The organism is Citrobacter sp. MGH104, assembly GCF_001034485.1.
Lineage (GTDB): Bacteria > Pseudomonadota > Gammaproteobacteria > Enterobacterales > Enterobacteriaceae > Citrobacter > Citrobacter freundii.
The window spans coordinates 1,552,064-1,572,022 of record NZ_KQ089818.1 but is presented as its reverse complement, the minus strand read 5'-3'; the positions used below and the strand labels follow the sequence as shown (position 1 = coordinate 1,572,022).

Annotated in this window: 20 protein-coding genes; 12 read left to right on the top strand and 8 right to left on the bottom strand. The window is 53.3% G+C overall.

Annotation, left to right across the window (positions count from 1 at the left end):
- Positions 1 to 62 precede the first annotated feature (62 nt).
- The gene (locus tag SK34_RS07310) at positions 63 to 389 is read right to left on the bottom strand and encodes a cupin domain-containing protein (protein WP_003033932.1); all 327 of its coding nucleotides are present in this window, start codon (positions 387 to 389) and stop codon (positions 63 to 65) included.
- 141 nt (positions 390 to 530) lie between these two features.
- Between SK34_RS07310 and SK34_RS07305 the strand changes: the two genes are divergently transcribed.
- On the top strand, positions 531 to 1,238 hold the full coding sequence (locus SK34_RS07305; RefSeq protein ID WP_003846449.1) for an aspartate/glutamate racemase: 708 nt from the start codon (positions 531 to 533) through the stop codon (positions 1,236 to 1,238).
- Here the strand turns inward: SK34_RS07305 and SK34_RS07300 are convergent.
- Positions 1,210 to 2,145: a LysR family transcriptional regulator gene (locus tag SK34_RS07300; RefSeq protein ID WP_044699798.1), complete on the bottom strand. Its 936-nt coding sequence runs from the start codon at positions 2,143 to 2,145 to the stop codon at positions 1,210 to 1,212. The two genes, SK34_RS07305 and SK34_RS07300, sit on opposite strands and share 29 nt — an antisense overlap.
- Positions 2,146 to 2,263: 118 nt before the next feature.
- Here SK34_RS07300 and lysA point away from each other — a divergent pair, with 118 nt between their 5' ends.
- A complete protein-coding gene (gene lysA, locus SK34_RS07295; protein WP_016150930.1) occupies positions 2,264 to 3,520 on the top strand; it encodes a diaminopimelate decarboxylase in 1,257 nt (418 codons plus the stop codon).
- A gap of 107 nt (positions 3,521 to 3,627) precedes the next feature.
- On the opposite strand, the gene SK34_RS07290 is transcribed toward lysA, so the two are convergent.
- Positions 3,628 to 4,638: a LacI family DNA-binding transcriptional regulator gene (locus tag SK34_RS07290; protein ID WP_048232732.1), complete on the bottom strand. Its 1,011-nt coding sequence runs from the start codon at positions 4,636 to 4,638 to the stop codon at positions 3,628 to 3,630.
- A gap of 13 nt (positions 4,639 to 4,651) precedes the next feature.
- Positions 4,652 to 5,680 (bottom strand): HTH-type transcriptional regulator GalR, encoded by a 1,029-nt coding sequence (gene galR, locus SK34_RS07285; RefSeq protein ID WP_003033945.1) that lies wholly within the window; start codon positions 5,678 to 5,680, stop codon positions 4,652 to 4,654.
- A gap of 597 nt (positions 5,681 to 6,277) precedes the next feature.
- On the opposite strand from galR, the gene aas reads away from it, so the two are divergent.
- A complete protein-coding gene (aas, locus tag SK34_RS07275) occupies positions 6,278 to 8,437 on the top strand; it encodes a bifunctional acyl-ACP--phospholipid O-acyltransferase/long-chain-fatty-acid--ACP ligase (protein WP_003033949.1) in 2,160 nt (719 codons plus the stop codon).
- The gene (lplT, locus tag SK34_RS07270) at positions 8,430 to 9,623 is read left to right on the top strand and encodes a lysophospholipid transporter LplT (protein WP_016150926.1); all 1,194 of its coding nucleotides are present in this window, start codon (positions 8,430 to 8,432) and stop codon (positions 9,621 to 9,623) included. Before aas ends, lplT begins: the two co-directional genes overlap by 8 nt.
- A gap of 82 nt (positions 9,624 to 9,705) precedes the next feature.
- On the opposite strand, the gene SK34_RS07265 is transcribed toward lplT, so the two are convergent.
- From SK34_RS07265 to mutH, 4 genes are all read right to left on the bottom strand, one after another.
- The gene (locus SK34_RS07265; RefSeq protein WP_003033954.1) at positions 9,706 to 10,746 is read right to left on the bottom strand and encodes an NADP(H)-dependent aldo-keto reductase; all 1,041 of its coding nucleotides are present in this window, start codon (positions 10,744 to 10,746) and stop codon (positions 9,706 to 9,708) included.
- A gap of 106 nt (positions 10,747 to 10,852) precedes the next feature.
- Positions 10,853 to 11,071 (bottom strand): lipoprotein YgdR, encoded by a 219-nt coding sequence (gene ygdR, locus SK34_RS07260; RefSeq protein ID WP_000758660.1) that lies wholly within the window; start codon positions 11,069 to 11,071, stop codon positions 10,853 to 10,855.
- 144 nt (positions 11,072 to 11,215) lie between these two features.
- Entirely contained in the window at positions 11,216 to 11,929 is a 714-nt protein-coding gene (locus tag SK34_RS07255) for a TerC family protein (RefSeq protein WP_003033961.1), read from the bottom strand.
- Between the two features lie 75 nt (positions 11,930 to 12,004).
- Positions 12,005 to 12,700, bottom strand: coding sequence for a DNA mismatch repair endonuclease MutH (mutH, locus tag SK34_RS07250; RefSeq protein ID WP_003840955.1), 696 nt, complete (start codon positions 12,698 to 12,700; stop codon positions 12,005 to 12,007).
- Positions 12,701 to 13,384: 684 nt separating this feature from the next.
- Here mutH and rppH point away from each other — a divergent pair.
- The 8 genes from rppH (at position 13,385) to SK34_RS07210 (ending at position 19,959) form a co-directional block, all read left to right on the top strand.
- Positions 13,385 to 13,915, top strand: coding sequence for an RNA pyrophosphohydrolase (gene rppH, locus SK34_RS07245; protein WP_003033982.1), 531 nt, complete (start codon positions 13,385 to 13,387; stop codon positions 13,913 to 13,915).
- A gap of 12 nt (positions 13,916 to 13,927) precedes the next feature.
- Positions 13,928 to 16,174 carry a phosphoenolpyruvate--protein phosphotransferase gene (ptsP, locus tag SK34_RS07240; protein ID WP_003033984.1) on the top strand — a complete coding sequence of 749 codons (2,247 nt, stop codon included), beginning with the start codon at positions 13,928 to 13,930 and terminating at the stop codon, positions 16,172 to 16,174.
- A gap of 188 nt (positions 16,175 to 16,362) precedes the next feature.
- Positions 16,363 to 17,238, top strand: coding sequence for a prolipoprotein diacylglyceryl transferase (lgt, locus tag SK34_RS07235; RefSeq protein ID WP_003033987.1), 876 nt, complete (start codon positions 16,363 to 16,365; stop codon positions 17,236 to 17,238).
- 6 nt (positions 17,239 to 17,244) lie between these two features.
- Positions 17,245 to 18,039, top strand: a complete 795-nt coding sequence (gene thyA, locus SK34_RS07230) for a thymidylate synthase (RefSeq protein ID WP_003033990.1) — start codon at positions 17,245 to 17,247, stop codon at positions 18,037 to 18,039.
- A 183-nt stretch (positions 18,040 to 18,222) separates the two neighbouring features.
- The gene (locus SK34_RS07225; protein WP_046670338.1) at positions 18,223 to 18,693 is read left to right on the top strand and encodes a prepilin peptidase-dependent protein; all 471 of its coding nucleotides are present in this window, start codon (positions 18,223 to 18,225) and stop codon (positions 18,691 to 18,693) included.
- Entirely contained in the window at positions 18,684 to 19,247 is a 564-nt protein-coding gene (locus SK34_RS07220) for a prepilin peptidase-dependent protein (protein ID WP_032937461.1), read from the top strand. The genes SK34_RS07225 and SK34_RS07220 overlap by 10 nt, the downstream gene beginning before the upstream one ends.
- Positions 19,244 to 19,651 carry a DUF2509 family protein gene (locus SK34_RS07215; protein WP_044713431.1) on the top strand — a complete coding sequence of 136 codons (408 nt, stop codon included), beginning with the start codon at positions 19,244 to 19,246 and terminating at the stop codon, positions 19,649 to 19,651. Before SK34_RS07220 ends, SK34_RS07215 begins: the two co-directional genes overlap by 4 nt.
- On the top strand, positions 19,636 to 19,959 hold the full coding sequence (locus SK34_RS07210; RefSeq protein WP_048232730.1) for a prepilin-type N-terminal cleavage/methylation domain-containing protein: 324 nt from the start codon (positions 19,636 to 19,638) through the stop codon (positions 19,957 to 19,959). Before SK34_RS07215 ends, SK34_RS07210 begins: the two co-directional genes overlap by 16 nt.

Sequence of the window (19,959 nt, the reverse complement as noted above, 5' to 3'; positions counted from 1 at the left end):
GAGTGTCGGATGACGTCTCATGTAAGCCGGGTAAGCGATACCCGGCTTTTTTATTTAGCGCTTTACCCGTGTAGAAAATCTTCGCGTATGGGCGTAAAGGTATCCAGCAGCGTTCCCGGTTTTAAACAGACGCAGCCATGCATAATGTTGGGTTGTTTATACAGGGTATCGCCCGCCCTAACGACATGCTTTTCTTCGCCGATGGTAAATTCAAACTCACCGGACAACACGTAAGTCAGCTGCTCGTGCGGATGATTGTGCATCGGGCCTATCGCGCCTTGCTCGAAGTTCACCTCAACCGCCATCATGTTACCGTCGTGAGCAAGAATGCGCCGGGTAACGCCATTGCCCAGATCGTCAAGCGTGGTCTCTTTATGAAAAATAAACATCCGGCCTTCCTGTGATTAATTAAAACAATGTTTCATTAAACCTATATCAGAAAATTAAAAAAAGAAATGCACGCCAACATATGTGGAAAGTTGATCACATCTTTGGTTCACTGGAGAGACAACAACGAGTCAGGGGAAATGATGAAAACGATCGGTCTGTTAGGCGGTATGAGCTGGGAATCTACCATTCCTTATTATCGACTCATTAATGAAGGGGTAAAACAGCGCCTGGGCGGCCTGCATTCAGCGCAGATCCTGCTGCACAGCGTGGATTTTCATGAGATTGAGTTGTGCCAGAGTCGCGGTGAGTGGGATAAAGCAGGCGATATTCTGGCGCAGGCGGCGCTGGGGTTACAGCAGGCGGGTGCGGAAGGGATTGTGCTGTGTACCAACACCATGCACAAGGTTGCTGAGGCGATTGAAAGCGCCTGTGATGTGCCGTTCCTGCATATTGCCGACGCGACGGGGCGGGCGATACAAAAGCAGCAGATGCGCAATGTGGCGCTACTGGGCACGCGTTACACCATGGAGCAGGATTTTTATCGCGGGCGTTTACAGACTGAATTTGGCATTAGCACGCTGATTCCTGAAGCTGATGACCGTCAGAAAATAAACCAAATTATTTTCGATGAGCTGTGTCTCGGTGAATTCAGCGAGTCCTCCCGCGACTATTACCTGAGCGTCATTAACCAGTTAGCGAAACAGGGGGCGCAAGGGGTGATATTTGGCTGTACCGAGATTGGTCTGCTGGTTCCCACCGAGCGAAGCCCACTACCGGTTTTCGACACCGCGGCAATCCATGCGCAAGATGCGGTGGCATTTATGCTTTCGGTTGTGGATGCAAAATAGCCTCCAGCGGGTCAATAAGACTTGGTAGATGGTCCTGCAGATGCGCCGTAAAAGCATCAACCAGCGCCGAGGCGGGGCGATGAAGTGGGTGAATCAGGCTGACCGTAAAGGGTACCGAAATACTGAAGCGGCGGATAACGACCCCGCTACTGGCGTAATCCAGCGCGGTCAGTGGGTTTACCACCGAGATCCCCACGCCTGCCCGCACCATTGCACAAATTGAAGCGGCGCTATGGGTTTCAATCACCATACGGCGCTTCACCTGGTGCTCATTAAACAGGCTATCCAGTAGCTGACGGTAACTGTCGGTCCGTGACAGGCTGATGTAGTTTTCCCCCTGAAAATCCTGCGGCGTTAACACCGCTTTCTTAGTCAGCGGATGCCCCTGGGGCAGCACACACACTTCATCCAGCGCCAGCAATTCGGTGCGTTTTGTTCCGGCTGGCGTATGCAGCGTTTCCGTTAACCCCAGATCGTGGCGCTGCGCCGACAGCCACTCTTCCAGCAGCGGTGACTCCTGCGGCACTATCTGAATATTGACCTGCGGATAGCGTGCGAGGAATGGCTGCAGCAGTGGTGGTAAAAAGGACTGTGAGAATACCGGCAGGCAAACAATCGACAATTCGCCCTGGCGAAACTCGCGCAGGCTTTCGGCGGCGCTCACAATTCTGTCCAGGCCATACCACGAACGTTGCACCTCTTCAAACAGACGTAACCCTTGCACGGTTGGGTGCAGCCGGCCACGCGTGCGTTCAAACAGCGTTAATCCCAGTACTTTCTCGAATCGGGCCAGTTCCCGACTGACGGTGGGCTGCGAGGTATGTAGCATGCGCGCGGCTTCCGTCAGATTGCCTGCCGTCATGATGGCGTGAAAAATTTCGATGTGTCGCAGGTTAACGGCGGGCATGGGCAATCCTCGAATGAACCAATCCATATCATTTTTGCATAGACTCACGATAAAACGATATTTTTCATTCTTTTCGGGCTGTGGCGTAATCATAAAAAAGCCAATACCGGAGCACACCATGCCACGCCCACTCAACAACACAGACACTGACCTGACCGCCGACAACCTGCTGCGCCTGCCTGCCGAATTCGGCTGCCCGGTGTGGGTCTATGATGCGCAGATTATCCGCGCGCAGATTGCCAAACTGAGCCAGTTTGACGTGGTGCGTTTTGCCCAGAAGGCATGCTCGAATATTCATATTCTGCGCCTGATGCGCGAGCAGGGCGTGAAGGTGGATTCCGTCTCGCTGGGCGAAATTGAACGTGCACTAGCGGCAGGTTTTGTACCGGGGAAAGATGAAATCGTCTTTACCGCCGATATGATTGATGAGGCGACGCTTGCGCGGGTGCATGAATTGCGCATTCCGGTAAATGCCGGGTCGGTGGATATGCTGGAACAACTGGGTCAGGTCTCGCCGGGCCATCGCGTGTGGCTACGCGTAAACCCTGGCTTTGGGCATGGGCACAGTCAGAAAACCAATACCGGCGGCGAAAACAGCAAGCACGGGATCTGGTATAGCGATCTTCCCGCGGCGCTGGAGGTGATTCAGCGCTACAAGCTGAAGCTGGTGGGGATTCATATGCATATTGGCTCCGGTGTGGACTACGCGCATCTGGAGCAGGTGTGCGGTGCGATGGTGCGTCAGGTGATTGAATTTGATCAGGATCTGGAGGCGATCTCTGCGGGCGGCGGTTTATCAATCCCGTATCGCGAAGGTGAAGAGGCGATCGATACCGATCACTACTTTGGATTGTGGAACGCTGCGCGTGAGCAGATTGCTAAATACCTGGGGCACCCGGTCGCGCTTGAGATAGAGCCGGGTCGTTTTCTGGTCGCGGAAGCCGGCGTGCTGGTAGCACAGGTACGCAGCGTAAAAGAGATGGGTAGCCGTCACTTTGTGCTGATCGATGCGGGCTTCAACGATCTGATGCGCCCGGCGATGTACGGCAGCTATCACCATATCTCCGCGCTGGCTGGGGATGGTCGGTCTCTGGAACACGCCCCGCAACGGGAAACCGTGGTGGCCGGGCCGCTGTGCGAATCTGGCGACGTGTTTACCCAGCAGGAGGGCGGAAATGTGGAAACCCGTCTGTTGCCTGCGGTGGTGCCGGGTGATTATCTGGTCTTGCATGATACCGGGGCGTACGGCGCGTCTATGTCGTCAAACTACAATAGCCGTCCTCTGCTGCCGGAGGTTTTGTTCGATAACGGCGTGGCGCGGCTGATTCGCCGTCGCCAGACCATTGATGAGCTGTTAGCGCTGGAATTAATCTGATTACAGCGTGGTGAAATGCCGGATGGCGCTACGTTTATCCGGCCTACGAAATTAACTGTGGGCGCTGTTGGCCGGATAAGGCACTTGTGCCGCCATCCGGCATTTAATTACTTAAAATACGGCCCGAGCGTTACTGAGTCACGTAGTACCAGTTTGCCGGTAAACGGTGGGATTGGCTCGACGCTCTCGCCGTTGGCCAGCCGGATAGCCTGGTCGATTGCCGTGGTTATCATGGTATCAATCGGCAGGTAAACGGTAGACAGCCCCGGCTCCAGCCATTTGGCGCTGGGTGCATCATCAAAACCAAACAGTGAGACGTCCGTTGGGATCCTCAGCCCGGCCTGATGTAACGCTTTTGATGCGCCCAATGCCATGTCATCGTTACAGGCGAACAGTGCGCTGAATTTCACCCCTTCCTCCAGCAGTTCACGACAGGCTTCATAGCCTCGTGTCATCGTGGAGTCGCCGTATTTGACCTTGTCGGGATCCCAGGGAATACCGTTTTTTTCCAGCGCTTTACGATACCCCATCAGGCGGGATTTACCGGTCGGGGTATGGCCTGGCACAGTGATACAAGCAATATCGCTATGGCCCTGGGAGATAAGATAATTGACCGCCTGATAGGCCGCGTCTTCCTGTTCAAAGAAAATCGCGCGATCGCGGGCCTGGCTGACATCACGGTTGATGACCAGCAAGGGCATAGCGATGCTGTTCATCAGCGACATTATCTCTTTTTCATTCATATAGCGGGTATAGAGAATAATGGCGTCGCACTGCCTGTCCGCCAGCATTTGCACGGCTTCCTGTTCACGCTCTGGTGTGTCGTGTCCGTCGGTGACGATCAACTGCTTGCCGTGAGATTCCGTCTGGCGTGAAGCCTGTTGCAGCAGCCGGCCAAAGTAGAATCCATCAAATGTAGAAACCACCAGACCAATACTGTTGCTGGTGCGGTTTGCCAAAGATCGCGCTAAAAAATTAGGCCGATAATCAAGTGCCTGCATGGCCTTAAACACTTTCTGGCGCGTGCTCTCTTTTACCTGACCCGTGCCATTCAGTACGCGCGAAACGGTCGCTTTTGAGACGCCTGCGTGTCGTGAAACGTCCAACATCGTAGTCATAACGCTATCCTGGTTAATCGTTTGACGATGAATTCCCCGGCTCTGTCAGCGTCGAAACGGAGTGGCGACGCACCAGAGTTGGGTTAAAAACGTGGGTAATTTCAGGCACGGGGCGCTTCTCCGCCAGCGCGAGCGCCAGTTCGGCAGCCTGGGTTGCCATCGTCACGATCGGATAGCGTACCGTGGTCAGACGCGGGCGCACGTAGCGGGAAACCAGCACATCATCAAAACCAATCAGCGAGATTTCTCCCGGTACATCAATGCCGTTATCATTTAATACGCCCATGGCACCAGCCGCCATTGAGTCGTTGTAGCAGGCTACCGCAGTGAAGTTTTTGCCACGACCAAGTAACTCGGTCATCGCCTGTTCACCGCCGCTTTCATCCGGTTCACCAAACGTTACCAGGCGATCGCTGACCGGTATATTGCTCTCTGCCAGCGCGTCGTAATAGCCTTGCAGACGATCTTCCGCATCTGAGATTGTGTGATTGGAGCACAGATAGCCAATGCGCGTATGGCCCTGTTGAATGAGGTGGCGGGTCGCCAGCCATGCGCCGAAACGGTCATCAAGGGCAACGCAGCGTTGTTCGAATCCTGGCAGAATTCGGTTAATTAATACCATGCCGGGGATTTGCTTCATTAGTGATGCCAGCTCAGCATCCGGGATGATTTTTGCGTGGACAACAAGGGCTGCGCAGCGGTGGCGAATGAGCTGTTCAATCGCCTGTCGTTCCTTCTGTTCGTTATGGTAGCCGTTGCCAATCAGTAAAAAATTACCGGTGTTATAGGCCACCTGCTCGACAGCTTTAACCATTGCCCCAAAGAATGGATCGGACACATCACCAACGACCAGACCGATGGTCTCTGTGGATTGTTGTGCCAGCGCACGCGCATTGGCGTTGGGGTGGTAGCTGAGAGATTCCATTGCACTCGTTACAGCCAGGCGCGATGCTTCGCTGGCTTTAGGGGAATCATTAATCACTCGAGAAACGGTGGCGACTGATACACCTGCTAGTCGGGCTACATCCTTTATGGTCGCCATGATAGTACCTGTTGTGGGTAAACGCTTACATTCCGTCAGTGTTACGGAAAATGGCTGGCTGTTCAAGCAGATTGCCCGTCAGAACGTCGCAAATGTGAGCGCACACGAGCGAAGTAAGACAGAAAATAGAAAATGCTAATTTTTGCTTACACTTTGCGATGTGCTGTTGCGATTGTTCGCTGGTGAGGGAACTGAGCAGATTGCTAGAGTTGAGATCCCAGAGGTATTGATAGGTGAAATCAACTTTCGGGTTGATCACTAGAATTACACCAGCCTGCGCAGATGCGCAGGTTTTTTTTTACCTTCAGCCTATCTGTAACAGTAACCGATAATTTACACAACTCGTTGCATTTGGGTTCATTCCTTTGCGTTTTCGCACTGGCGTATCTGGCTGCTGACGACCACAATCAAGATCCCAGAGGTATTGATTGGTGAGATTATTCGGTACGCACTTCGTACCTGTCTCTTGCACCAACCTGCGCGGATGCGCAGGTTTTTTTTCGAATTGTATTTAACAGTTACCTGTCGCGCCTATTCCCCAACTCGTATACTCTCCCACCATTGATGTTTATATAATTAATGGCACAGGGAGTTGAGATGCTATTTGGCTTTTTTCGTAATCTGTTTCGCGTGCTTTTCCGCGTTCGCGTCACGGGCGATGTCAGCGCGCTACAGGGAGAACGCGTTCTAATCACTCCCAACCATGTCTCATTTATAGACGGCATCCTGTTGGCGCTCTTTTTACCGATTCGTCCCGTCTTCGCTGTTTACACCTCGATCAGCCAGCAATGGTATATGCGCTGGCTAACCCCGCTGATTGATTTCGTACCGTTAGATCCAACCAAACCGATGTCGATTAAACATCTGGTTCGTCTGGTCGAACAGGGCCGCCCGGTGGTTATCTTCCCGGAAGGGCGTATTTCGACCACCGGTTCATTGATGAAAATCTATGACGGCGCCGGGTTTGTCGCGGCAAAGTCAGGGGCCACGGTGGTTCCTGTGCGCATCGAAGGCGCGGAGCTTTCCCGCTTTAGTCGCCTGAAAGGTTTGGTTAAACAGCGATTCTTCCCGCGCATCCGCTTACACATCCTACCGCCGACACAACTGCCGATGCCGGAAGCACCGCGAGCTCGCGATCGCCGTAAAATCGCCGGAGAGATGCTGCATCAAATTATGATGGAAGCACGCATGGCGGTTCGTCCGCGCGAGACCCTCTACGAGTCGCTGCTGGCGGCGAAATACCGTTTTGGCGCAGGCAAAAACTGCATTGAAGATATTAATTTCACTCCGGACAGCTACCGTAAACTGCTGACGAAAACGCTGTTTGTCGCGCGTATTCTGGAAAAATACAGCACCGAGGGTGAAAGAATCGGCCTGATGCTGCCAAATGCGGGAATCAGCGCGGCGGTCATTTTTGGCGCCATTGCGCGTCGACGCATTCCAGCCATGATGAACTACACCGCGGGTGTGAAAGGATTAACCAGCGCCATTACTGCGTCTGAAATAAAAACGATCTTCACATCCCGACAGTTTCTTGATAAAGGCAAACTCTGGCATTTACCGGAACAGCTCACCCAGGTGCGTTGGGTGTATCTGGAAGACTTGAAAGCTGATGTGACCTTTAGCGATAAGCTGTGGATTTTCTCACATCTGCTGGCACCGCATCTGGCGCAGGTGAAGCAGCAGCCGGAAGACGCTGCGGTGATCCTCTTTACCTCCGGTTCAGAAGGCCATCCGAAAGGCGTGGTTCACAGTCATAAAAGCATTCTGGCGAACGTTGAGCAGATTAAAACGATTGCCGATTTCACCGCCGATGACCGCTTTATGTCGGCGCTGCCGCTGTTCCATTCCTTTGGGCTAACGGTGGGATTATTCACGCCGCTACTGACTGGCGCAGAAGTGTTTCTTTATCCCAGCCCGCTGCATTACCGCATTGTGCCAGAGCTGGTATATGACCGGAACTGCACCGTGTTGTTTGGTACGTCAACGTTCCTCGGCAACTACGCGCGTTTCGCGCATCCATACGATTTCCATCGCCTGCGCTATGTGGTTGCGGGAGCGGAAAAACTGCAGGACAGCACAAAGCAACTGTGGCAGGAGAAGTTTGGTCTGCGCGTCCTTGAGGGTTATGGGGTGACGGAATGTGCGCCGGTGGTGTCGATTAACGTACCGATGGCGGCAAAATCGGGAACGGTAGGGCGCATCTTGCCTGGTATGGATGCTCGACTGTTGGCCGTTCCGGGAATTGAGGATGGTGGGCGTTTACAGCTGAAAGGCCCTAATATTATGAGCGGCTATTTGCGCGTCGAAAAACCTGGGGTGCTAGAAGTGCCGACGGCAGAGAATGCGCAAGGTGAGATTGAGCGCGGCTGGTATGACACCGGTGACATCGTGCGCTTTGATGAAAACGGCTTTGTACAGATTCAGGGGCGCGCTAAGCGTTTTGCTAAAATTGCCGGAGAGATGGTGTCGCTGGAAATGGTTGAGCAACTGGCGTTGGCGGTATCAGCAGACAAAATGCATGCCACGGCGATCAAGAGCGATGCCAGCAAAGGTGAGGCGCTGGTGCTGTTTACCACCGATAGCGAACTCACGCGTGAAAAACTACAGCAGTATGCGCGGGCGCACGGCGTACCTGAACTCGCCGTACCGCGTGATATACGCCACCTGAAGCAACTCCCATTACTCGGCAGCGGTAAGCCGGATTTTGTTACGCTGAAAAGCTGGGTCGATGAGCCGGAAAAACAACATGAGTGAGTCAGTGCACACTAACACGTCAATCTGGTCCAAAGGGATGATGTCCGTTATCGCCGCGCAGTTTCTGTCGGCGTTTGGCGATAACGCGTTGCTGTTTGCTACGCTGGCGTTGCTGAAGGAGCAATTTTATCCGGACTGGAGTCAGCCTATCCTGCAAATGGTGTTTGTGGGCGCTTACATTCTGTTTGCGCCGTTTGTTGGACAGGTGGCGGATAGCTTTGCCAAAGGCAGAGTGATGATGTTCGCGAACACCCTGAAACTGCTGGGTGCGGCAAGTATTTGCTTCGGCATTAATCCGTTTCTCGGGTATACGCTAGTGGGGATTGGCGCGGCGGCGTATTCACCGGCCAAGTATGGCATTCTCGGTGAACTAACCACCGGCGACAAACTGGTGAAGGCCAACGGCCTGATGGAAGCTTCCACCATTGCCGCGATTTTGCTCGGTTCTGTCGCCGGCGGCGTTCTGGCCGACTGGCACGTGATTGCCGCGCTTTCTGCCTGTGCGCTGGCCTATGCTGGCGCAGTGGTCGCCAACCTGTATATCCCGAAACTGGCCGCGGCTCGCCCTGGCCAGTCCTGGCATCTGGGGAAAATGACGCGCAGTTTCTTCTGTGCCGCCTCTTCGCTGTGGCGCAACGGTGAAACACGCTTCTCGTTGGTGGGAACCAGCCTTTTTTGGGGGGCGGGCGTTACGCTGCGTTTTCTGCTGGTACTGTGGGTTCCGGTGGCGCTCGGCATCACCGATAACGCCACGCCGACCTATCTCAATGCCATGGTCGCGATCGGGATTGTCGTCGGCGCGGGGGCGGCTGCGAAGCTAGTGACGCTGGAAACCGTGTCGCGCTGTATGCCTGCGGGGATCCTGATTGGCGTCGTGGTGCTGATTTTTTCTCTTCAACATTCGCTGCTTCCGGCCTACGCATTGCTGATGCTTATCGGCGTGTGTGGTGGGTTCTTTGTGGTGCCGCTGAATGCGTTGCTGCAGGAACGGGGTAAGAAAAGCGTCGGCGCAGGTAATGCGATTGCGGTGCAAAACCTGGGTGAAAACAGCGCGATGCTGTTGATGTTGGGTATTTACTCACTGGCGGTGCTGGTGGGGATTCCGGCGGTAGCGATTGGTATTGGGTTCGGTGCGCTGTTTGCGCTGGCGATTGCGGCGCTGTGGATTTGGCAGCGCCGCCATTAGTCTGTTATATGCTGTTGCAACCAGGCCTACAGGGAACGCTGTCTGTAGGCCTGATAAGCGCAGCGCCATCAGGCGCTAACTGTTAAGGTGCAGGATAGGTATACACCTGATGCACCGCTTCAATCTCTGCCAGCACTTCCTCGCTCAACTCCAGATGCAGACTTTCAACGTTGGTTTTTAGCTGCTCCATGGTCGTGGCGCCCAGCAAAGTGCTGGCGACAAACGGCTGACGACGCACGAATGCCAGCGCCATTTGCGCAGGATCCAGATTATGGCGTTTCGCGATATCCACATAGGCCGCAACGGCTTTCTGCGTCTGCTCGCCGCTGTAGCGCGTGAAACGGCTAAACAGCGTATTGCGTGCACCGGCAGGTTTCGCGCCGTTCAGGTATTTCCCGGTTAATGTACCGAAGCCCAGGCAAGAGTAGGCCAGCAGCTCAACGCCTTCATACTGGCTCACTTCTGCCAGTCCAACCTCAAAGCTGCGGTTCAGCAGGCTGTAGGGGTTCTGGATGGTGGCGATGCGTGGCAGATCGTGTTTGTCCGCCAGGTGCAGATAGCGCATCACGCCAAATGCGGTTTCATTAGAAACGCCGATGTAGCGAATTTTCCCGGCGCGCTGAAACTCTGCCAATGCGTCCAGCGTGTCCAATAGGGAAACGACCGGCGCGGAGTCTGTCCAGCTGTAGCCTAACTTACCAAAGCAGTTGGTCGGGCGCTGCGGCCAGTGAACCTGATACAGATCCAGGTAATCGGTTTGCAGTCTTTTCAGGCTGTCGTGCAGCGCTTCACGGATATTTTTTCGATCCAGCGCCTGATTCGGGCGGATGCCGCTGTCGTTGTTGCGTGATGGTCCGCTGACCTTAGAAGCGACGATCAGCTTTTCGCGGCTGCCGTGTTTGGCGAGCCAGTTACCTACGTAGGTTTCGGTGAGACCCTGGGTTTCAGGACGCGGCGGTACCGGATACATCTCGGCAACGTCGATCAAATTAATGCCCTGTGCTACGGCATAATCGAGCTGTGCATGTGCGTCGGCTTCGCTGTTTTGTTCACCAAACGTCATTGTGCCCAGCCCCAGTGTACTGACTTCCAGCGAGCTGTGGGGTATACGGTGATATTGCATAGCCGTTTCCTTTTTATAATCACGACATAAGGATTATAAAAATGGCTGAGGGAAGCGAAAAAGGGAAGTAAAATTGTTAAGGCCAGCGCGCTGCTGACCTCAACCATCAGCGTTCAATGATTTGGGACACATCATCGCGGTTAATCTGCATCGCATTGCCCTGCTGGTCGTGATAGCTAACCAGACCGGTATCATCGTCAATTTCTGGTTTTCCATCGGTCAGGATCATTCGACCATCTTTTGTCGCCATTACATAATCGCTGCTGCATCCGGAAACGGCAAAAGCCAGTCCTACGGCGGAAATCAAAACTGCCCATTTTTTCATCTGCTTATCCTCACATGGCCTGCGTCTGACAATAGTTTAGTAATAACGCGAAGTTGTGCAGGGTGAAAGCAGTAAAATCTTAAACTGTGAGAAGGGGTAGGTGTGGTGGGCATTCGCTCCCCTTGCAGGGAGCGATGGATTTCATCAGAGCGGATTTTTTTTATTACGCCACAGGTTCAGGGTCTCTACCGCGATAGAGAAGAACATGGCGAAATAGATATATCCTTTCGGAACGTGGACGTCGAAACTTTCCAGAATCAGCGTAAAACCGACCAGAATCAGGAACGAGAGCGCCAGCATTTTTACTGAAGGGTGGCGATCGACAAACTCACCAATTGGGCGAGCAGCAAACATCATCACGCCTACGGCAATCACTACTGCCGCCATCATGATAAACAGATGATCGGACAAACCAACCGCAGTAATCACGGAATCCAGACTGAAGATAATGTCTAACAACATGATCTGCACAATCGCGCCCAGGAAAGAAGATACGCGGGTTTTTAACCCCTCTTCCTCACCTTCAATGGATTCGTGGATCTCCTTGCTGGCTTTCCAGATCAGGAACAATCCCCCCAGCAGAAGGATCAGGTCGCGTGCTGATATCGCCTCGCCAAACAACTCGAATAGCGGGTTTGTCAGGCGCGTTACCCAGGCGATAGAAGCCAGCAGAGCCAGACGCATGATCATCGCCGCCGCCAGCCCAATACGTCGGGCATGATTGCGTTGCGCTGTCGGGAGTTTGGCTACAACCAGAGAAAGGAAAATAATATTGTCGATCCCAAGAACGATCTCCAGCAGCGTCAGCGTACCGAGCGCAAGCCAGGCGTTAGGATCGGTTATCCATGCAAATAACATCGAACAAAGTCCTGCCAAAAAAAAGAAGCGGTAATTATAGGCCCGTAACGCGGCGGGTGAAAGGCCGGGCGGTGCCTATTGCGCCTGGAACAAGAAATGTCGCTCAAGCAATGCGCGGGTGAAGTTCTTTTTCAGGTAAAAGCCGCGTGGCAGGGTCAGGATGGGCTCGCCGTTGGCGCCAATGGCCTCGGTAAGCGCGCGGGCGTTAGCGGCTTTAGGACGCAGTTGCAGTACTTCCCCATGGCGAGCGGTGATGCGTTCGACATGACCTAACACAATCATGTCCATTAATTCTTCCCAGTCCAGACGCAATTGCTGGTCCTCTTCTTCATTCGGGCTCCACAGCAGGGGAGAGCCGACGCGGCGCTCAGCCAGCGGGATGCTGCGTTCGCCTTCTACCGGGATCCACAGAACGCGTTTGAGTTTGTGCCGTACATGGCTGGTTTCCCAGGTGACGCCGGTATTGCCGGTTAACGGTGCCACGCACACAAAGGTGGTTTCCAGCGGTCTGCCAAGACTGTCCACAGGGATCGTTTTCAGCTCCACGCCCAGCGCCGCAAAATCCTGCTCTGGTTTACTGCCCGCGCTGGCACCGAGCCAGATTTCCAGTAGCACGCCAATCCAGCCTTTATCGCGCTTAAGATCCTTCGGCGTAACGATTCCCGCCATTGCCGCTAATTCTCCTAACGCGTAGCCCGAAAGCTGTCGTGCCTGGCTCAGCAACTGGGCTTCAGATTCAGGGGGAGAAAGCAACGGACGGAGTTCTGGCATCGGGTTAACCCTTAGGTGAAAAAATAAGCAATGATTTTATACCGTGTGGACAGAGTTTATCTTTTTCCACATGCTTTATTCAATTATATGATTTATATTGGTTTTTAGATTCACGTTTGCAGAGTTGCGCAACAGCGAAGCGGGTTTTCCAATTCTGGTCACTGACAATGAACAGGATCTTACACCATGTTATCCACAGAAAGATGGGATAACTGTGAAAAACCCCCACTACTGTTTCAATTTACAGCCTTGACGTGCGACGAAAATCGAATTTTCACACAAATTGTGCCTAACTTATTGGCATAATCTGTGGATAAAACCGACGCTGGTCGATCTTTCATCAGCGTGAAGATCGTATGAGTGATGTACATCACATTTCTGTGTGTTTATCTGCGTGGATCAGTTTTAACTTTATGAATGTATAAGACTATTTTTACTCTGTGACGAATGTCTTATTCGGACTGTTCTGGGTTTTCCCATAGTAATTCCGTACTTCTTCACAACTATATCCACAGAAAAGGTGAATAAAATCGCCTTGCTTGCCCTTCTTCTGTTTATAACTCGGCCTTTAACTGTGAGTTATTCAATTGTTATTAGAATATCGCACCCTTAACAGAGTGGTTTACCGCCCCTCAGGAGTGTGAAACAATCGTTTGTATATAAGGTTTATGTTGAGGTAGTCCGGTGATTGATGACGATGGCTACCGCCCGAATGTAGGGATAGTAATTTGTAACCGCCAGGGGCAGGTCATGTGGGCCCGGCGATTTGGTCAGCACTCCTGGCAATTTCCACAAGGTGGGATCAACGCAGGAGAGACAGCAGAGCAGGCGATGTACCGGGAACTCTTTGAAGAAGTGGGTCTCAGTCGTAAAGATGTACGGATCCTTGCTTCTACTCGTAACTGGTTGCGTTACAAGTTACCGAAACGTTTGGTGCGTTGGGACACGAAGCCGGTTTGTATCGGCCAGAAACAAAAGTGGTTTCTTCTGCAATTGGTCAGCAGCGATGCTGAAATCAATATGCAAACCAGCAGTACACCTGAGTTCGACGGCTGGCGCTGGGTGAGTTACTGGTATCCGGTTCGACAGGTGGTGTCATTTAAACGCGATGTCTATCGCAGGGTGATGAAAGAATTCGCAAGTGTTGTCATGGCGCTTCAGGAGAGCACTCCTAAGCCGCAAAGCACACCTGCGTACAGACGTAAAAGAGGTTAAGCTACGCAAATTATGCTCACCCGCCTGCGCGAAATAGTCGAAAAGGTGGCCAGTGCTCCGCGTCTGAATGAAGCGCTCAATATACTGGTTACCGACATCTGTCTTGCGATGGATACAGAGGTCTGTTCGGTTTATCTGGCCGATCACGATCGACGTTGTTATTACCTCATGGCGACCCGGGGACTGAAAAAACCACGTGGTCGCACTGTCGCACTCGCGTTTGATGAAGGTATCGTTGGCCTGGTTGGCAGGCTGGCGGAACCTATCAACCTCGCCGATGCGCAAAAACATCCCAGCTTTAAATACATACCTTCGGTAAAAGAAGAGCGTTTTCGTGCATTCTTAGGCGTACCGATCATTCAGCGTCGCCAGCTTTTAGGTGTGCTGGTGGTGCAGCAGCGTGAACTGCGTCAGTACGATGAAAGTGAAGAGTCTTTCCTCGTCACGCTCGCCACGCAAATGGCGGCCATACTTTCGCAGTCGCAACTAAACGCGCTGTTCGGTCAATACCGGCAAACGCGCATCCGTGCATTGCCTGCCGCCCCCGGCGTGGCAATAGCTGAAGGCTGGCAGGATGCGACGCTGCCGCTGATGGAGCAGGTCTATCAGGCTTCAACGCTGGATCCGGTGCTTGAGCGCGAGCGACTGACCGGTGCGTTGGAAGAGGCGGCGAACGAATTCCGCCGCTACAGCAAGCGTTTTACCGCTGGGGCGCAGAAAGAAACGGCGGCGATCTTTGATCTTTACTCGCACTTGCTTTCCGATACCCGTCTGCGCCGCGAGCTGTTTGCGGAAGTGGATAACGGTTCAGTGGCCGAGTGGGCGGTTAAAACGATCATTGAAAAGTTTGCCGAACAATTTGCCGCGCTGAGCGATAACTACCTCAAAGAGCGGGCCGGAGATTTACGCGCGCTCGGCCAGCGTCTGCTGTTCCACCTTGACGACTCTATCCAGGGGCCGAATGCCTGGCCGGAACGTTTCGTACTGGTGGCGGATGAACTTTCGGCGACCACGCTGGCGGAGCTTCCTCAGGACCGGTTAGTCGGCGTGGTTGTCCGGGACGGCGCAGCCAACTCTCATGCGGCAATTATGGTTCGTGCGCTGGGTATCCCTACCGTTATGGGGGCCGATATCCAGCCGTCGGTGCTGCATCGTCGCACGCTGGTGGTGGACGGTTATCGCGGTGAACTGCTGGTCGATCCGGAACCGGTATTGATTCAGGAATACCAGCGTCTTATCAGTGAAGAAATTGAGCTGAGCCGCCTGGCGGAAGACGACGTCAACCAGCCAGCACAGTTGAAAAGCGGCGAGCGCGTGAAGGTGATGCTCAATGCGGGTCTCAGCCCGGAACATGAAGAAAAGCTGGGTAGCAGGATCGACGGTATTGGCCTGTATCGCACCGAAATCCCGTTCATGCTGCAAAGCGGTTTTCCTTCGGAAGAAGAACAGGTTGCGCAGTATCAGGGCATGCTGCAAATGTTTAACGACAAGCCGGTGACCCTACGTACGCTGGATGTCGGTGCCGATAAACAGCTGCCCTACATGCCGATCAGTGAAGAGAACCCGTGCCTTGGCTGGCGAGGGATCCGCATAACGCTCGATCAACCAGAGATCTTTTTGATCCAGGTTCGCGCCATGCTGCGTGCCAACGCGGCAACCGGCAACCTCAGCATTTTGCTGCCGATGGTAACCAGCATTGATGAAGTGGACGAAGCGCGACGTTTGATTGAACGCGCCGGACGCGAAGTGGAGGAGATGATCGGTTACGAGATCCCGAAACCGCGCATTGGCATCATGCTGGAAGTTCCGTCGATGGTGTTCATGCTGCCGCATCTGACAAACCGGATTGACTTTATCTCGGTCGGAACCAACGATCTTACCCAGTACATACTGGCCGTCGATCGTAACAACACACGGGTAGCCAGCATTTATGACAGTCTGCATCCGGGGATGTTACGTGCGCTGGCGATGATTGCGCAGGAAGCCGAAAGAAGCGGTATCGATTTACGCCTGTGCGGTGAAATGGCGGGCGACCCGATGTGCGTGGCTATTCTGATCGGCCTGGGTTTCCGTCATTTGTCGATGAACGGTCGTTCTGTCGCTCGCGTTAAATATCTGCTGCGTCATATCGATTTTGATGAGGCGCAAACGCTGGCGCAGCGCAGCCTGGAAGCGCAGATGGCAGCAGAGGTACGCCATCAGGTAGCGGCCTTTATGGAGCGCCGCGGCATGGGGGGGTTGATCCGCGGGGGATTGTAGGCCTGATAAGCGTAGTGTCATCAGGCATTACGGGGTAAAGATTACTTATACAGATCTTTTACATCTTCCCGGCATCCGCTTCTAACCCCTTGTGCTATCATTCGCACCTTTGGAGCGCCTGCATTATGCAGGCGCGCTTATCAATTGCTGTCTGACTTCAGCGAAATAACAAGAACTTGTGGTGACAGATGACCAGTAGCTATCTGCATTTTCCGGATTTCGATCCGGTCATTTTCTCAATCGGACCCGTCGCGCTTCACTGGTACGGCTTAATGTATTTGGTGGGGTTTATTTTTGCGATGTGGCTGGCGACGCGCCGCGCGAATCGCCCGGGCAGTGGCTGGACCAAAAATGAAGTAGAAAACTTACTGTATGCGGGCTTCCTCGGGGTTTTCCTCGGTGGGCGTATTGGTTACGTACTGTTCTATAACTTCGAGTTGTTCCTCGATAATCCCCTGTATCTGTTCCGCGTCTGGGACGGCGGTATGTCCTTCCACGGTGGACTTATCGGTGTGATCCTGGTGATGATTATCTTCGCCAAACGCACCAAACGTTCGTTCTTCCAGGTTTCTGATTTCATTGCCCCGCTGATTCCGTTTGGTCTGGGTGCAGGGCGTCTGGGTAACTTTATCAATGGTGAGCTGTGGGGACGCGTTGACCCGAACTTCAAGTACGCCATGCTGTTCCCGGGCTCCCGTACCGAAGATATTTTACTGCTGCAATCTAACCCGCAATGGCAGTCTATTTTTGATACCTACGGCTCGCTGCCGCGCCACGCCTCACAGCTTTATGAGATGGCGCTCGAGGGTGTTGTGCTGTTTATCATTCTCAACCTGTACATTCGTAAGCCGCGTCCAATGGGCTCGGTATCCGGTCTGTTCCTGATTGGTTATGGCGCGTTTCGTATTATCGTTGAATTCTTCCGCCAGCCGGATGCGCAGTTTACTGGCACCTGGGTACAGTACATCAGCATGGGGCAGATCCTCTCTATCCCGATGATTGTCGCAGGCATTATTATGATGGTTTGGGCGTACCGCCGCAGCCCACAGCAACACGTTTCCTGAGGAACCATGAAACAGTATTTAGAACTGATGCAAAAAGTGCTGGATGAAGGCACACAGAAAAACGACCGTACCGGAACCGGAACGCTTTCCATTTTTGGTCATCAGATGCGTTTTAATCTGCAGGAAGGGTTCCCGCTGGTTACGACGAAACGCTGCCATTTACGCTCGATCATTCATGAGCTGCTGTGGTTTTTGCAGGGCGACACTAACGTTGCCTACCTGCATGAAAACAACGTCTCAATCTGGGACGAATGGGCGGATGAAAACGGTAATTTAGGCCCGGTTTATGGTAAACAGTGGCGCGCGTGGCCTACGCCAGATGGTCGCCATATTGACCAGATCACCACCGTGTTAAACCAGCTTAAAAATGACCCGGACTCTCGCCGCATTATCGTTTCTGCATGGAACGTCGGCGAGCTGGATAAAATGGCGCTGGCACCGTGCCATGCGTTCTTCCAGTTTTACGTCGCGGATGGCAAGCTCTCCTGTCAGCTGTATCAGCGTTCGTGCGATGTGTTCCTCGGCCTGCCGTTTAACATTGCCAGCTACGCTTTGCTGGTACACATGATGGCGCAGCAGTGTGATCTGGAAGTGGGTGATTTTGTCTGGACCGGTGGCGACACGCACCTGTACAGCAATCATATGGATCAAACGCATCTGCAGCTTAGCCGTGAACCTCGCGCGTTGCCGAAACTGGTTATCAAACGTAAGCCTGAATCTATCTTTGACTATCGCTTCGAAGACTTCGAAATTGAAGGCTACGATCCGCACCCGGGTATTAAAGCGCCGGTGGCTATCTAACCAGCTTCATGCTGACACAACCGACGCCCGTGAGCGTCGGTTTTTTTTGTCTAAAATCATGTTCTTCGGCGAATATTCCTGAAATAGTGCAACGGTCTGCAACGCGACAAATATTTCCCGTAGCTCGCCGTAGAAACCGAATTTCCCGCTCGTTATTCATTTTCCTCACGCCATACTGGCGACATGAAAAAACAACAAGGTTACACGCTTCTCGAAACCCTGATTGCGATGCTGATCGTCGCGGCGCTTGGTGCATCTGGGCTGTATGGTTGGCAGCGCTGGCAGCAGCAACAGCAGCTGTGGCAGACCGCCTGCCAGGTGCGGGACTACCTGCTGCAACTGCGTGAAGATGCTAACTGGCGCAATCGTGATCACGTCATCAACGTGCTCCGCGAAGGGGGGACATGGTGTCTGGCAAGCTCAGCGACATCACAAGCTTCGTGTCAGCCTGTTTCACCGTTGATATTTGCGCCACTCTGGGCTGATGTCGAAATGGCAGATATCACGCCTTCACTGGCTTTTTTTGGACTGCGCAATACGGCATGGGCCGGACATATACGCCTGAAAAATGCGGCAGGGGAATGGCGCGTGGTGGTGTCTGGCTGGGGGCGAATCAGGCTTTGTGAGCGCGATGAGGCCAGATTATGTCAGTAAACGAACGGGGATTTTCACTGCTGGAGGTGCTCATTGCCATGGCGATTAGCAGTATTTTATTACTTAGCTCAGCACGATTTTTACCGGCGCTACAGCGAGAGATTCTGCGTAACACGCGCCAGTTAGCGCTGGAAGATGAAATATGGCAGCGGGCCTACACCGTGGCGAAGCATCTTCAACGGGCGGGATATTGCCGAGGAAACTGTGTCGGAGAGGGACTGGTGATATCGGCTAAGGGGGACTGTGTCATTGCACGCTGGGATGCCAACGGCAACGGCGTTTGGGAGAGCAGTTCCGCGAAAGAGGCTGATGCTATCGGGTTTCGTTTACAGGACAAGGTATTGGAAACCCTGCGTGGAGCCACCGGCTGTACTGGAAAAGGATGGGAGAAAATGACCGATCAGACTACCATCCAGATTGAGGCATTCCAGGTTGAACGGCTGAATTTTAGCGGATATTCCCCGCTTCTTACGCTGCGTTTGCGTGGAGTGAGCAATGACGAACCACAAAAAGTTGTTGAAGCAGTCTACAGCGTTACGGGATTCAACCTGTGAACCGTGAGCGAGGCGTATCCTCTCTGGCAATGGTCCTGTTGCTGCTGGTGCTCGGTAGTCTGCTGCTGCAAGGCGTTAGCAGACAGGAGGCTAGTTTTGCTGCGCGTGTGGTCACACAAAGTCAGGCGCTGCAGCGTCAGGCGGTAGTGCAATCCGCGATGGAATGGGGGCGTATACAACCCTGGCGCTTACAACCCGTCGTACAGTGTCGGCGCGATCCCACGCAGAATGCCGCGGTTTGCCTGCGCCTGCTTACCAATAATTTCGTGCTGCTAATCGCCCACTATGAAGGAGTATTTTTATGGCGTCAGGGGGCGGTTATTGATGGCAACATAGAATTCTCGGCGCATGGCTGGAGCGATTTTTGTCCGCTTAAGGAGCAGACGTTATGCCAGATCCCCTGAACAGTCAGCGTGGCTTTAGTCTGCCGGAAGTTATGCTGGCAATGGTACTGATGATCATGATTGTGACCGCGTTGTCAGGATACCAGCGGGTGCTAATGAACAGCTTTATTATCAGAAACCAGTATCAACAACTCTGGCGTCACGCCTGGCAGCAAAGCCAGCTGTACCAGTTTTCATCGCCTGTGAACTGGCGGGTTAACCGAATGCAGACAACGAGAGCGGGATGTGTCAGCATCAACGTCATAATTTCTTCACCCCTCGGCAGGCAGGGTCAGATGACGCGTCTGCATTGCCCGAATCGTCAGTAG